Below are 14,995 nucleotides of genomic sequence, written 5' to 3' on the forward strand. Positions count from 1 at the left end.
ACCTGCCCCCCCGAGGATTAAGCGGTCGTCTTGAAGGCTGTTACTCAGCCTTCGATTTCAATCAGGATTTCGCCAGGGTTGACCCGGTCGCCCTTGGCCACATGAACGGCAGAAACTTTGCCGGCAATCGCGGCCTGCACTTCGGTTTCCATCTTCATGGCTTCGGTAATCAGCACGGCTTGGCCGGCCTTGACCACGTCGCCTTCCTTGACCAGCACGTCGACGATATTGCCCGGCATTGCCGTGCTGACATGGCCCGGCTCGGTCGCGTGCTTGCGCTTGCTGCCGCCGCTGCTGACGAACTCGTTGAGCGGTTCGAACACCACTTCTTCGGGCATGCCGTCGATGGACAGGTAGAAGTGGCGCTTGCCTTCGGCCTTGACGCCAACCCCGGTGATATCCACGCGGTAGCTTTCACCGTGCACGTCGATCACGAACTCGGTCGGCACGCCTTCGCCACCGGCCCGCGCTACGCCGCCGGCCTCAGGAATCGGCAACAGCACTTCCGGGCTCAAGGTGCCGGCGTCACGCTCCTCAAGGAACTTGCGCCCGATGTCCGGGAACATTGCGTAGGTCAGCACGTCTTCTTCGGACTTGGCCAACGTGCCGATTTCGCCGCGCAGCTTGGTCATTTCCGGCTTGAGCAAGTCAGCCGGGCGGTGGTCGATCACCTCTTCGCTGCCGATGGCCTGGCGGCGCAGTTTTTCATTCACCGTGCCCGGCGCCTTGCCGTAGCCGCCTTGCAGGTAGAGCTTCACTTCATTGGTGATGGTTTTGTAGCGCTCGCCGGCCAGCACGTTGAAGAACGCCTGGGTGCCGACGATCTGCGAGGTCGGGGTAACCAGCGGCGGGAAACCGAGGTCTTCACGCACGCGCGGGATTTCGGCCAGCACTTCGCTCATGCGGTTCAGCGCGCCCTGCTCTTTCAACTGGTTGGCCAGGTTGGAAATCATCCCGCCCGGCACCTGGTTGACTTGCACGCGGGTGTCGACGGCGGTGAATTCGCTTTCGAACTGGTGGTATTTCTTACGCACGGCGTAGAAATACAGGCCGATTTCCTGCAGCAGCTCCAGGTCGAGGCCGGTGTCGAATTCGCTGCCTTTGAGGGCGGCAACCATCGACTCGGTGCCTGGGTGGCTGGTGCCCCAGGCGAAGCTGGAGATGGCGGTGTCGATGTGGTCGGCACCGTTTTCGATGGCCTTGAGTTGGCACATCGCGGCCAAACCCGCCGTGTCGTGAGAGTGGATAAAGATCGGCAGGCTCTGCTCGGCTTTGAGCGCCTTGACCAGCTCGCCCGTGGCGTACGGCGTCAGCAGGCCGGCCATGTCTTTGATGGCGACCGAGTCGCAGCCCATGGCTTCCATTTGCTTGGCCTGGGCCACAAACGCGTCAATGGTGTGCACCGGGCTGGTGGTGTAGGCGATGGTGCCTTGGGCATGTTTGCCGGCGGCTTTCACCGCTTCGATGGCCACGCGCAGGTTACGCACGTCGTTCATGGCGTCGAAGATGCGGAACACGTCGATGCCATTCACGGCCGCCTTGGCGACGAAGGCTTTGACCACGTCGTCGCTGTAGTGGCGGTAGCCCAGCAGGTTCTGGCCGCGCAACAGCATTTGCAGGCGCGTGTTGGGCAATGCGGCGCGCAGTTTGCGCAGGCGCTCCCACGGGTCTTCTTTGAGGAAACGTACACAGGCGTCGAAGGTCGCGCCGCCCCAGACTTCCAGCGACCAGTAGCCGACTTTGTCGAGCTTGTCGCAGATCGGCAGCATGTCGTCGGTGCGCATGCGGGTCGCCAGCAACGATTGGTAGGCGTCGCGCAGGATGGTGTCGGTGACAAAGATTTTCTTGGACATTGTTGTATTCCTCACAGGCCTGCGTGGGCGGCGATGGCGGCGGCGATGGCCAGGGCCAGCTCTTCGGGTTTGCGCTTGATCGAGTAGTTGGTCAGCTCAGGATGGCTTTCCACAAAACTGGTGTTGAACTGGCCGCTGCGGAATTCCGGGTTGCGCAGGATTTCCTGGTAGTAGGCGGCGGTGGTCTTCACGCCTTGCAGGCGCATGTCGTCCAGGGCACGCAGGCCGCGGTCCATGGCTTCTTCCCAGGTCAACGCCCACACCACCAGCTTCAGGCACATGGAGTCGTAGAACGGCGGGATGGTGTAGCCGGTGTAGATCGCCGTGTCGGTACGCACGCCGGGGCCGCCGGGCGCGTAGTAACGGGTGATCTTGCCGAAGCTGGGCAGGAAGTTGTTTTTCGGGTCTTCGGCGTTGATGCGGAACTGCAACGCGAAACCACGGTGCTGGATGTCTTCCTGTTTTACCGACAGCGGCAGGCCCGAGGCGATGCGGATCTGCTCACGCACGATGTCGATGCCGGTGATTTCCTCGGTGATGGTGTGTTCCACCTGCACGCGGGTGTTCATCTCCATGAAGTACACCTCGCCCTCGGCGAGCAGGAACTCCACGGTGCCGGCGTTCTCGTAACCCACGGCCTTGGCTGCGCGCACCGACAGGTCGCCGATGTAGGCGCGCTGTTCCGGGGTCAGCTGCGGGCTTGGAGCGATTTCGATGAGCTTCTGGTTGCGGCGCTGGATCGAGCAATCACGCTCGAACAGATGCACCACGTTGCCAAAGCTGTCACCGAGGATCTGCGCTTCGATGTGCTTGGGATTGACGATGCATTTTTCCAGGAACACTTCCGCCGAACCGAAGGCCTTGGTGGCTTCGGAAATTACGCGAGGGAAGGCTTGTTCGAGTTCTTCGCGGCTGTTGCAGCGACGGATACCACGCCCGCCGCCACCGGAGGTGGCCTTGAGCATCACCGGGTAACCAATGCGGTCACCTTCGGTGAGGGCTTCGGCGATGTCGGCAACGTTGCCTTCGGTGCCGGGCGTCACCGGTACGCCGGCCTTGATCATGCTGCGGCGCGCTTCGGTCTTGTCGCCCATGCGGCGAATCACTTCGGCCGACGGGCCGATGAATTTGATCCCGCGTTCGGCGCAGATGTCTGCCAGTTCGGCGTTTTCCGACAGGAAACCGTAGCCGGGGTGCAGCGCATCACAACCGGTTTCCACGGCCAGGTTCACCAGCTTGCGCGGGTTCAGGTAGCCGGCCAGAGGCTCGGCACCAATGCTGTGGGCTTCGTCGGCACGTTTGACGTGCAACGCATGGCGGTCGGCGTCCGAGTACACCGCGACCGAGCGAATGCCCATCTCGGCGCAGGCACGCACGATTCGTACGGCAATCTCACCACGGTTGGCGATCAGGATCTTTTTTATCACTTGGAAATTCCCTTGAGCCGATTGCTGCGTCTTCGACCCGCTGAGTCCGGGTCGGCGCGTGACCAAATGTTTCATGACAGTCGCGAGACACACACTAGGCGCAACGGAGGATTAACAAAAATCAATAATTATTGGGTTGTGTATAAGTAAACACTTATAGTTGGCCGAACGGCCTGGGGCGAGAGGACTCAAATAATGCGTAAGTCATTGATGCGTATGACATTACGCCAGTTGCAGATTTTCAACGAAGTCTGTGATTTGCGCTCCTACAGCCGTGCCGCCGAGGAAATGTCCCTCACACAACCGGCCGTAAGCCTACAAATTCGTCAGCTGGAAGAGCTGATCGGCCAGCCGTTGTTCGATTACGTCGGCAAAAAGCTCTACATGACCGAGGCCGCCGAAGCCTTGCAACGCGCCAGCCGGGATATTTTCGGGCGCCTGGAAAACCTCGATATGCAGCTGTCGGACATGCAGGGCTCGCTGCAGGGCCAGCTGAAGCTGGCGATCGAATCCAGTGCCAAATACTTCGTGCCGCACCTGTTTGCCGCCTTCAAGCGCCAGCACCCCGAGGTGCAGTTGCACCTGACGGTGGTCAATCGCGCTCAAGTGATTCGAAGGCTTTCAGACAACCGTGATGACCTGGTGATCATGTCCATGGTGCCGCAGGACATGGGCCTGGAATTTCTGCCGTTTCTGAACAACCCGATTGTCGCCGTGGCGCCGCTCGACCACCCTTTGAGCCTTCAAGGCCCGCTGCGCCTGCAGGACCTGGAACCTTACACGCTGCTGGTGCGCGAGCCGGGTTCCGGCACGCGATTGGCCTGCGAGGAGTACTTCAAGGAAAAGCGCGTGCATTTCACCCAAACGGTGGAAGTGGCCTCGGCCGAGGCGCAGCGTGAATGCGTGAGCGCGGGGTTGGGCGTGGCGCTGCTGACGCGCCACGCGATCAACTTGGAACTGGCCACCGGCGGGCTCAAGGAGCTGCCGGTGGAAGAACTGCCGCTGTACCGCAGTTGGTGCCTGGTGCAGGCCAAGGCCAAGCGCCTGTCACCGGTGGCCCATGCGTTCCTGGGCTTTATCCGCAGCGAGCGGGTGCAGATCAGCGCGTTGGCTGAGCGTTTCGCTGGGCAGCCGCGGGTGCCTGCCAGTGGAGTTCAGGGTAGTCCGTGATGCTCTGGAGCAATTGGCGCTCTTCGCAACGGTCTTCGATTGCGCGACGAAACGCCATGCGGCGCTGGTCTTCTTGCTGACGACGGGTTTTGACGGTGCTGCTGTCTTCGTATTGCCGGGCCATGTTGAGTCTCCCAATGCGAGTACGGGGAGTTCAGGATGGGCGCGGCGGATGACGGTTTGGCGGCGTGGGGGTTACAGGACGATGAATATTCCGGAATTGAAGGAGATTCCCTGTGGGAGCTGGCGTGCCTGCGATGCAGCCACCGTGGGTTTTTCAGTTAAACCGAGATGACGCTATCGCAGGCAAGCCAGCTCCCACATTTTGACCGGGTGCGATCCTGAATCAGTCGTCGAGGGCTTTGACCGATTTTGGCGAGAGACGCAGGCTGCGCAAGCTGCGCTTCACGCTCTTGAGGTGGTTGACCAGGCTCGGGCCGCGCGCCATGGCCACGCCCATCGCCAGCACGTCGATCACCACCAGGTGGGCGATGCGCGAGGTCAGCGGGGTGTAGATTTCGGTGTCTTCGTGCACGTCGATCGCCAGGTTGACCGTCGACAGCTCTGCCAATGGCGTCTGGCTTGGGCACAGCGTGATCAGCGTCGCGCCGCTTTCACGCACCAGGTTGGCGGTGATCAGCAAGTCTTTGGAGCGACCGGACTGGGAGATGCAGATCGCCACATCCGTCGGCTTCAGCGTGACCGCCGACATCGCCTGCATGTGCGGATCGCTGTAAGCCGCTGCTGTGAGTAGCAGGCGGAAGAATTTGTGCTGGGCGTCCGCAGCAACGGCGCCCGACGCACCGAAGCCGTAAAATTCGACGCGCTGGGCCTGGGACATTGCGGTCACGGCCTTCTGCAACTCCACCGGGTCGAGCTTTTCTCGCACTTCCATCAGGGTGTGCAAGGTGGTGTCGAAGATTTTCAGGCTGTAGTCGGCGACGGAATCGTCTTCGTGAATCGCAAATTGCCCAAAGCTCGCACCCGCCGCCAGACTCTGGGCCAGCTTGAGTTTCAAGTCCTGAAACCCGGAGCAACCGATGGCGCGGCAAAAACGCACGATGGTCGGCTCACTGATGCCCACGCTGTGGGCCAGGTCGGCCATGGAACTGTGCATCACGGCCGCAGGGTCAAGCAGCACGTGATCGGCAACCTTGAGTTCCGATTTGCGTAACAGGTGGCGCGACTGGGCGATATGTTGCAACAGGTTCAAAGGGCAGGACTCTTGTTATTGGCAGGCGCCAGGGATGTAGCAAGCTTGTAGTTATACTACAAGAATTGCCGTTTTGCCCGTCCGATGCATCACTAAATCGCCCTGATGCCCTTTGAATCAGCGGGCAGCCGCCGTGTAGCCACACAGGCGGGCTGGCCGTCTTTAAGGAAAGTCTGCATTTTTGCGTAACAAATCTGCCAGCCCCTCGGCCTCCACCGGCCGACTGATCAGATAGCCCTGCACCTCGTCGCAGCGCTCCCCTCGCAGGAAATCCAACTGCTGCTGATCTTCCACGCCTTCGGCCACCACCTTGAGCGCCAGCCCATGGGCCATGGCGATGATTGCACGCGTAATCGCGGCGTCTTCGCGGCCCTGGCCCAGGCCGCGAATGAACGTCTGATCGATCTTCACGTAATCCACGGGAATACGCTTGAGGTAGCTGAGGGACGAGTAGCCGGTGCCAAAGTCGTCAATGGCCAGCTTCACGCCCAGGTCGCGCAGTTGCTGGAAGGTGGCAATGATGTGCTCGACGCTGTCGAGCAACTGGCTCTCGGTCAGCTCCAATTCGAGGTATTGCGGGTCAAGGCCGGTTTCTTCGAGCACCTGGCGCACCAGGCTGACCAACTTGCCCTGGCGCAACTGGTGCACGGAAAGGTTCACCGACACCCGAATCGGCGCCAACCCCTGGCGCTGCCATTCACACGCCTGCCAACAGGCTTGGCGCAAGACAAATTCGCCCAGCGGCACGATCAGGCCTGTTTCTTCGGCCAGGCCAATAAAGTCCCCCGGCGGCACCATGCCCCACTGCGGATGCTCCCAGCGAATCAGCGCCTCGGCGGCGTTCAGTTTGCCCGTGGCCAGGCACAGTTTCGGCTGATAGAACACCGTGAGCTGGCGTTCGTCGATGGCCTTGCGCAAGTGGTTCTCCAGCTGCAAACGCTCAAGCGTGCTGGCTTGCAGGCTGTCGGTGTAGAACTGGAAGTTATTGCCGCCCAAGTGCTTGGCATGTTGCATGGCCATGTTCGACTGACTGACCAACGCGGAAATTTCCCGCGCATTGTCCGGCAGCAGGCTGACACCCATTGAGGCGCTGACCACCAGCTCATGCCCGTCTACCGTCACTGGCACCCGCAGCTTTGCCAGCAGCCGCGTGGCCACTCGCGCCAGGCTCGACAGGTTGCCGTAGGCGTCGAACAGCACGGCGAACTCATCGCCGGACAGACGCGCAATGGTGTCAGCCTCGGGCAACGCGTTGATCAGGCGACGCGCCATTTTCTGTAACAGCTGGTCGGCGACTTCATGGCCCAGGCTGTCGTTCAGCAACTTGAAGCGGTCCAGGTTGATATGCAGCAACGCCAGGCTACGCCCGCCCTGACGCACACGCGCATGGGCTTCGCGCAGTCGCTCGCGGAACAGCGAACGGTTGGCCAGGCCCGTCAACTCGTCATAGTGCGTGAGGTAGCGCATGCGCTCCTCAGACTCACGCCGCGCCGACAGATCGGCGAAGAAGCCCACAATGTGGCTGACATTTCCGCGAACATCGCGCACCACGTTCAGTTGCAGCCATTGGGGATACAGTTCGCCATTCTTGCGTGTTTCGACCAGCTCGCCCTGCCAGGTACCGTGGCTGAGCAGGGCCTGGCGAATCACCGGAAAGTGACGACGGGCGTCGCGGCTGCTGGGCAGTTCCACGACGTTGCGGCCGAGCATGTCGTCGATTTCAAAGCCGGTGACACGGCTGAAAGCCTGGTTGACGGCGATCAGCGCATAGTTCGGGTCAAGAATCACGATGCCTTCGCTGGCCGCCTCGAACACGGTCGAGGCCAGCCGCTGCTGTTCTTCCAGGGCCTTGCCGGCGCTGATGTCGCGGCGGGTGCCAAGCATGCGCGTTACCCGCCCACTGGGCGAGCGCTCCACGGCGCGGCCGCGGTCTTCGATCCAGACCCAGTGACCGTCGCCGTGGCGCACGCGGTATTCAACCTGATAGTCCTCGGTACGGCCTTTGAGATGCTCCACCAGTGCGCGCTTGAGCAGCGGCAAGTCGTCGGGGTGCAGGCGCGGCTTGAGGTGGCTGAGCATTGCCGTGACGTATTCAGGTTCCAGGCCGAACAACTCTTTGAGCTGAGTGTGATGGACTTCGTCGGTTTGCAGGTTCCAGTCCCACAGCCCCAGTTCGCTGGCCTGCAGCGCCATGGCCAGGCGCGCTTCACTTTTGTTCAGGGCCAGGCTGGCGGCGTCCAGTTCCTGGTTGCGTTGCGCCACGCGGTCTTGCAGACCGATCTGGGCCTCGCGCAGGTCCTGTTCAACCTGGCGGCGCTGCTCGACTTCGCGCACCAGCTCCTGATTCAACTGCTCGCTGCGCTGCTGCGCCTGCTGTAAATGCTCGATCAGCGCCTGGTTCTGAAAGCGTCGCAGCAGGCCACGCTGGATCAGGCGGTTGACCTGCCACGCCACCAGGCTCAAAGAACCCAGCAGGATCAGGCCAAGCACGCCCCAACCTTGCTGCTGCGCCGTGCCGTTCCAAAACAGATAGAGGATGGCCGGCACCAGACACGGCACGGCAAAGGACAGGAACGCTGGCAGGCTCACCGCGTAGGCGACGCTGGCCGACAGCGTTGCCGCGCCGATCAGGCCGAACACCCAGGCCTGCTGCATGAAGCTGTCCGCCGGCACCAGCGCGATGGCAGCGGTGGCTAACGTCAGGCCACTGACCGCCGAGCCGAGCATGAACATGCGCCGCCAGATCGGTTGGGCCTGGCGGCTGGGCATGGCCGAATCAAACGCGGCCACTTGGATAACGCGCAAGGCCACCAGGGCGAGCAGCCAAACCAGCCACACGCTGTCCAACAGATATTGCTTGGGGTTCCACAGCAACCAGGCGCAGACCAGGCCGTTCACCAACATCAATAAAGTCGGCAGCAATGAGCCCTGGTACAGCAGGCGAGTGCGTTCGACCGCCATCTCGGTTGCGTAACGTTTACGAATGATCTGCGCAGGCGCCGCCGAGGGGCCGAACAGGTCAGGACTGAGAGTCATAGGCAGTGTTCTTATAATGGTGAGCCCGAAACGTGCACGGAGCATACACAAGCAAACGCTTGGGCCAAACTGCTCCAAGTCATAAAAACCGCACGATAATCCGCCGCAAAACTCGGAGCCAGACAGCTTGAGCGAGGTGCTGCGCGGGCTGTGGCCTATGACCGACCGGTCATCAGCCCCGCCAGAATGTTTGTCCGGCTCCAAACACGCCCGACGTTTTCGAGTGACCACCCGGCATTGGGATTTGCCCCACTCCCCCGGGCACCCTAGAATGCGCCGATGCGCGATGATCTCTCCCTTTTGCTGAACTCCCTCAACGATGCCCAACGCCAGGCCGTAGCAGCCCCCGTTGGCCGTCAGTTGGTCCTGGCCGGTGCTGGCTCCGGTAAAACCCGAGTGCTGGTGCACCGTATCGCCTGGTTGATCCAGGTTGAAAACGCGTCCCCGCATTCCATCCTGTCGGTGACCTTCACCAACAAGGCGGCTGCCGAGATGCGCCACCGCATCGAGCAGTTGATGGGTATCAGCCCGGCCGGCATGTGGGTGGGCACCTTCCACGGCCTGGCGCACCGCTTGTTGCGGGCGCATTGGCAGGAAGCGGGGCTGAGCCAGACCTTCCAGATCCTCGACAGCGATGACCAGCAGCGCCTGGTCAAGCGCGTGATCCGCGAGCTGGGCCTGGACGAACAGCGCTGGCCCGCGCGTCAGGCGCAATGGTTTATCAACGGCCAGAAAGACGAAGGCCTGCGCCCGCAACATATTCAGGCCAGCGGCGATTTGTTCCTGGCCACCATGCGCAGCATTTATGAAGCCTACGAGGCCGCCTGCGTGCGTGCCGGCGTGATCGACTTCTCCGAGCTGCTGCTGCGCGCCCTCGACCTGTGGCGCGACAACCCAGGCTTGCTGGCGCATTACCAGAAGCGCTTCCGGCATATCCTGGTGGACGAGTTCCAGGATACCAACGCCGTGCAGTACGCCTGGTTGCGCTTGCTGGCCAAAGGTGGCGACAGCCTGATGGTGGTGGGCGATGACGACCAGTCGATCTACGGCTGGCGTGGCGCGAAAATCGAGAACATCTACCAGTATTCCGACGACTTTCCGGACGCGATCACTATCCGTCTGGAGCAGAATTACCGCTCCACGGCCGGCATCCTCAAGGCTGCCAACGCACTGATCGCCAATAACACCGGGCGCATGGGCAAAGAGCTGTGGACCGACGGCGGCGAAGGCGAAGCGATCAACCTGTACGCCGCGTTCAACGAGCACGATGAAGCGCGTTATGTGGTGGAAACCATCGAAAGCGCGCTGAAAACCGGGCTGGCGCGTAACGATATCGCCATCTTGTACCGCTCCAACGCCCAATCGCGGGTATTGGAAGAAGCCCTGCTGCGCGAACGTATTCCGTACCGCATCTATGGCGGCCAACGCTTCTTCGAGCGTGCGGAAATCAAGAACGCCATGGCGTACCTGCGCTTGCTGGAAGGCCGTGGCAACGATGCGGCGCTGGAGCGGGTGATCAATGTTCCGGCGCGTGGCATCGGTGAGAAAACCGTCGAGGCCATCCGCGACCACGCGCGCCACGCCGATGTGTCGATGTGGGAAGCCATGCGCTTGCTGATCGCCAATAAAGGCCTGACCGGCCGCGCTGCCGGTGCCTTGGGTGTGTTCGTTGAGCTGATCGAGAACCTGGCCGCCAAATGCGCGGAAATGCCGCTGCATTTGATGACCCAGACCGTGATTGAGCAATCGGGCCTGATCGCCTATCACGAAGCGGAAAAAGGCGAGAAGGGCCAGGCGCGGGTAGAAAACCTTGAAGAACTGGTCAGCGCCGCCCGCGCGTTCGAAAACACCGATGACGATGAAGAGCTGACGCCGCTTGCTGCCTTCCTCGGGCATGCGTCGCTGGAAGCCGGTGATACCCAGGCCGATGAGCATGAAGACAGCATCCAGCTGATGACCTTGCACAGCGCCAAGGGACTGGAATTCCCGTATGTGTTCCTGGTGGGCATGGAAGAAGGCCTGTTCCCGCACAAGATGAGCCTGGAAGAGCCCGGCCGCCTTGAGGAAGAACGCCGCCTGGCTTACGTGGGTATCACCCGTGCCATGCAGAACCTGGTGATGACCTACGCCGAAACCCGACGCCTGTACGGCAGCGAGACCTACAACAAGGTGTCGCGCTTCGTACGTGAAGTGCCGAAGGGACTGATCCAGGAAGTGCGCCTGTCCAACAGCGTCAGCCGCCCGTTCGGCGGCGGCCAGCAGCAAAATTCCAGCACCCTGTTTGCCGGCTCCGAGATTCCGGAAACCCAGTTCAGCCTTGGTCAGCAGGTCAGGCATTCGGTGTTCGGCGAAGGCGTGATCCTCAACTTCGAAGGCGCGGGTGCCCAGGCGCGGGTGCAGGTGAATTTCGCCGAAGGCAGCAAGTGGCTGATGATGGGTTACGCCAAGCTCGAAGCGATCTGAGACACTGCATGCTCACTGTCAGGCGCCCGGCTAGCCGGGCGCCTGCAATGTGAAGAATCGTGCCCCTCCCTTGTTTTTCGCCCGCTCGGGCCAATATCTGTAACTAGTCCTACAGACCCTTCGGAATTGGTCTTACGTAAAAGCCCGAAACATTATGCCGCTAGCCACTGTCACGACACCTGTGCAACATGGCGCGCGTGCAATCCACAAATGGGAATTCCCTTTATGAAACGTTTTCTTAGCATCGCCATGGCGTTGTGCATCGGCCTGACGATGAGCCTCGACGCCAACGCCAAGCGCTTCGGTGGCGGCAAAAGCATGGGCTCGGCACCGACTCACCAGACCAGCCAAATGGCTCCTTCCGCCGGTGCCGGCGGTGCTGCGGCAACTGCAGGTGCAGCCGGTGCCGCTGGCGCGGCTGCCAAGGCCGGCGGTGCTTCGCGCTGGTTAGGCCCTCTGGCCGGTATCGCCGCCGGTGGCCTGCTTGCGTCCATGTTCATGGGCGGCGGCTTCCAGGGCATGCAGATCTTCGACATCCTGATCATGGCGGTCATCGCCTTCCTGATCTTCCGCTTCATCGCCGCCCGTCGCCGCAAGCAGCAGGAGCACATGGCTCCAGCCGGCGCGCCGATGCAGCGTGAAGTATTCGAGCAAAAACCAGCCATGGGTTCGATCTTTGGTGGTTCGGGTGCACCTGCTGCCGCCCGTCCGGTAATCAATGCACCGGCCTGGTTCAACGAAGAGCGTTTCGTCGAAGCGGCCCGCAGCCACTTCCAGTCCCTGCAACAGCACTGGGACGCCAACGAAATGGACAAGATCTCCGAGTTCGTGACCCCGCAACTGCTGGAGTTCCTCAAGCGCGAACGTGCCGACCTGGGCGACGGTTTCCAGTCGACCTACATCGACGATCTGCGCGTACAACTGGAAGGTGTGGATGATCGCGCCGACAAGACCATCGCCACCCTGACCTTCAGCGGCGTGTCGAAGACCTCGCGTTTCGACCAGGGCGAAGTGTTCAGCGAAAGCTGGAACATGGAACGCGCCCAGGGCGACAACCAGCCTTGGCTGGTCGCCGGTATCCGCCAGAACGGCTGATAACCGCACGCTTGAGCACTTGGCAATAAAAACCCCGGACATGTTCCGGGGTTTTCTATTTCGCGGTTGCACTTATAGCGAGCTACTGTATAAAACGCCCTATTAACCGCGCCAACTAGCAAGAGGATCCCGGCCGTGGAAGAAATCATCGAACAATTGCGTGAAGCCAACGAACCGGTCCCGGTTCCTCTGGAACTGCCTGACGAAGACCAAATTGTGGAAATCGAAGAACAACTGTTCATCGACATCCCGTTTGTCTTCCGCGAATTCCTGCTCACCGTCAGCGACGTGGTGTATGGCAGCCTGGAGCCGGTGACGGTTACCGACCCGCAGTCCCACACCTACCTGCCGGACGTGGCCGCCAACGCCTGGGATGCCGGTGTTGACCGCAGCATGATCCCGATCTGCCAGGACGGTGACGACTACTACTGCGTCGAAGAAGACGGCACCGTGGTGCTGTGGTCCGGCGAAGAAGAACTGGTTACCGAAGAAACCTGGGAATCGGTGTGGCACTGGGCGCGGGACGTCTGGCTGGAAAGCTGATTCCGCAAAGCTTTTGTGGCAAAGGAGCTTGCTCGCGCTGGGCTGCGAAGCGGCCCCAACCAGGGCGACGCGTTCTTTCAGATGTTGCGATGTGGCGGTTTTAGGGCTGCTGCGCAGCCCAACGCGAGCAAGCTCGCTCGCCACAAGAATGCGCCACTCGGCTTAGTGCTCCGGCGTGTCCTTGTGGTTATCCAGGGTCTCCAGCAAGGCAACCTGCATCCGCGTATGCACGCGGATGAACCACCGCCAGAGCACCGCCGCCACCGCTGCCGCCACCACGGCGATCAGCACCAGCAACTTGTTGGTTGGCAAGATACTGGCCGACAAGGCTGCCAGCAGCAGGAAAATCACCAGCAGCGACAGGATGGGGATCAGTTCGGCGATCACTCGTCGTACGCGCTGGGTATGCCTTCCGGCCATTTCCGGCTTGACGCTCATCTCTGCCAGCAACATCGACAGCGCCTTGAGCTTGCGATACGCCGCAATCAAAAACGGCAGCGACAACAGCAACGCCCCGCCCCAGATCAACGCCTTCTGCCAGCTTGGGTCACTTATCCAGCCCTCCAGATACCCACCGATGCGCGCCGCAAAAAAGCTGCCGGCAAAAAAGATCGCCACCACCAACGCCAGGTTTACCCCCACTTGCAGGATGATCTTGCGAATCATCGACGCCAGCATTGCGCCCTCGCCCTGAGGCTGGATGCTGCGCAACCATTCGCCATACATACCGAACACCCGGCTCATGCGCTTGGGCATCACCGCCGCAATCTTCAACGACAACGGGTCGGCGCCGCGAATCAGGTACGGCGTGAGCAGCGTGGTGATCGCCGACACCGCCACGGCCACCGGGTAGAGGAAGTCGCTGGTCACCTGCAAGGTCATCCCCAATGCGGCGATGATGAAGGAAAACTCTCCAATCTGTGACAGCCCCATGCCTACGCGCAGTGAGGTGCGGCCGTCGTTGCCAGCGATAAACGCCCCCAGGCCGCAGGACAACATTTTGCCCAGCACCACCGCCACGGTGATGACCGCGATGGGCCAGGCGTATTGCAGCAGGATCTGTGGGTCGATCATCAAGCCAATCGCGACAAAGAAGATCGCGCTGAACATGTCGCGAACCGGCTCGATCAGGCGTTCGATCTTAATCAACTGACGGGACTCGGCCATAATTGCGCCGATCAGGAACGCGCCCAGCACCATGCTGTATTCGAGCTTCACCACCAGCAGGCAGAAGCCGAAACACAGGCCGAGCACAGTGATCAGCAGCATCTCGTTACTCTCGAACTTGGCCACATAGGCCAGCAGGCGCGGCACCAGTAGAATGCCGATGACCAGCGCGACGATCATGAACAGCGAGAGTTTGCCGACGGTGGAAAACACCTCGCCGGAGCTGACCGTGCCGCTGACGGCGATGCTCGACAGCAAAGCGATGATGCCGATACCGAGGATGTCTTCTACGATCAGCACGCCGAAAATCAGCTGGGCAAAGCGCTGGTTTTTCATCTTCAGGTCGTTGAGCGCCTTGACGATGATGGTGGTTGAGGAGATCGCCAGGATCGCGCCGAGGAACAGCGAGTCCATGGTATTCCAATCGAACCAGCGGCCAATTTCGTAGCCGATCCAGATCATCAGGATGATTTCGAGGAATGCGGCGATAAACGCCGTGGCCCCGACCTTGAACAGTTTGCGCAGGCTGAACTCCAGGCCCAGGCAAAACATCAGGAAAATCACCCCCAGCTCGGCGAGAGTCTTGATGGTGTCTTCGTCGTGGATCAGGCCGAACGGCGGGGTGTGAGGGCCGATGATGAACCCGGCGACGATATACCCCAACACCACCGGTTGCTTGAGGCGGTGAAACAGGATGGTGACAACCCCTGCCACCAGCATGATCACGGCCAAGTCCTGGATAAAGCTGATGGCGTGCATGGCGAGGGGCTCCTTGAAGGTACTGGCGCTTTTCCCACTTCCACCGGCGCCTATGAACGGTCGCAATAAGCGGAAGGAAAAGTCGGCCTTAATCGTAAGAAATGCCCTGAGACGGGCTTTTGAAGGTTAACACCGCGACTTCCGGCAGAAAGCCGGTGCAATATATGGAAACAGATCGGTGCAGGCGTGACGGCAAGCCGCCCACCGGCGTCCCGTTAGGGATGGCGCTGCAAAGATTTCAGCACCCGCAGAGGTGCCACCCCAACCGA

The 14,995-nt window shown here is 61.0% G+C and carries 10 protein-coding genes; 4 read left to right on the forward strand and 6 right to left on the reverse strand.

Going from position 1 to position 14,995, the window contains the following annotated elements:
• Nucleotides 1–44: 44 nt before the first annotated feature.
• Together oadA and NTD89_RS06605 are read right to left on the reverse strand one after the other, a co-directional pair.
• Nucleotides 45–1,853 carry a sodium-extruding oxaloacetate decarboxylase subunit alpha gene (gene oadA / locus NTD89_RS06600; protein ID WP_262206790.1) on the reverse strand — a complete coding sequence of 603 codons (1,809 nt, stop codon included), beginning with the start codon at nucleotides 1,851–1,853 and terminating at the stop codon, nucleotides 45–47.
• 11 nt (nucleotides 1,854–1,864) lie between these two features.
• The gene (locus NTD89_RS06605; RefSeq protein ID WP_003213442.1) at nucleotides 1,865–3,280 is read right to left on the reverse strand and encodes an acetyl-CoA carboxylase biotin carboxylase subunit; all 1,416 of its coding nucleotides are present in this window, start codon (nucleotides 3,278–3,280) and stop codon (nucleotides 1,865–1,867) included.
• 195 nt (nucleotides 3,281–3,475) lie between these two features.
• Here NTD89_RS06605 and NTD89_RS06610 point away from each other — a divergent pair, with 195 nt between their 5' ends.
• A complete protein-coding gene (locus tag NTD89_RS06610; RefSeq protein WP_145158288.1) occupies nucleotides 3,476–4,450 on the forward strand; it encodes a LysR family transcriptional regulator in 975 nt (324 codons plus the stop codon).
• Here NTD89_RS06610 and NTD89_RS06615 read toward each other — a convergent pair.
• The 3 genes from NTD89_RS06615 to NTD89_RS06625 form a co-directional block, all read right to left on the reverse strand.
• The gene (locus NTD89_RS06615) at nucleotides 4,380–4,574 is read right to left on the reverse strand and encodes a PA3496 family putative envelope integrity protein (RefSeq protein ID WP_145158291.1); all 195 of its coding nucleotides are present in this window, start codon (nucleotides 4,572–4,574) and stop codon (nucleotides 4,380–4,382) included. The genes NTD89_RS06610 and NTD89_RS06615 overlap by 71 nt on opposite strands.
• Before the next feature lie 222 nt (nucleotides 4,575–4,796).
• The gene (gene hexR / locus NTD89_RS06620; protein ID WP_010168370.1) at nucleotides 4,797–5,663 is read right to left on the reverse strand and encodes a transcriptional regulator HexR; all 867 of its coding nucleotides are present in this window, start codon (nucleotides 5,661–5,663) and stop codon (nucleotides 4,797–4,799) included.
• 162 nt (nucleotides 5,664–5,825) lie between these two features.
• Nucleotides 5,826–8,699, reverse strand: a complete 2,874-nt coding sequence (locus NTD89_RS06625) for a GGDEF domain-containing phosphodiesterase (protein ID WP_242201224.1) — start codon at nucleotides 8,697–8,699, stop codon at nucleotides 5,826–5,828.
• Nucleotides 8,700–8,978: 279 nt separating this feature from the next.
• Between NTD89_RS06625 and uvrD the strand changes: the two genes are divergently transcribed.
• From uvrD to NTD89_RS06640, 3 genes are all read left to right on the forward strand, one after another.
• Complete coding sequence (gene uvrD / locus NTD89_RS06630; RefSeq protein ID WP_242201227.1) at nucleotides 8,979–11,162, forward strand: DNA helicase II; 2,184 nt, start codon at nucleotides 8,979–8,981, stop codon at nucleotides 11,160–11,162.
• A 225-nt stretch (nucleotides 11,163–11,387) separates the two neighbouring features.
• Nucleotides 11,388–12,257, forward strand: coding sequence for a Tim44 domain-containing protein (locus NTD89_RS06635; RefSeq protein WP_242201229.1), 870 nt, complete (start codon nucleotides 11,388–11,390; stop codon nucleotides 12,255–12,257).
• 135 nt (nucleotides 12,258–12,392) lie between these two features.
• Entirely contained in the window at nucleotides 12,393–12,800 is a 408-nt protein-coding gene (locus NTD89_RS06640) for an SMI1/KNR4 family protein (protein WP_017135771.1), read from the forward strand.
• Between the two features lie 162 nt (nucleotides 12,801–12,962).
• Here NTD89_RS06640 and NTD89_RS06645 read toward each other — a convergent pair whose 3' ends face one another.
• Nucleotides 12,963–14,726 (reverse strand): cation:proton antiporter, encoded by a 1,764-nt coding sequence (locus tag NTD89_RS06645; protein WP_177016739.1) that lies wholly within the window; start codon nucleotides 14,724–14,726, stop codon nucleotides 12,963–12,965.
• Nucleotides 14,727–14,995: the final 269 nt, after the last annotated feature.

The organism is Pseudomonas sp. 14P_5.3_Bac1, assembly GCF_025466135.1.
Classification (GTDB): domain Bacteria; phylum Pseudomonadota; class Gammaproteobacteria; order Pseudomonadales; family Pseudomonadaceae; genus Aquipseudomonas.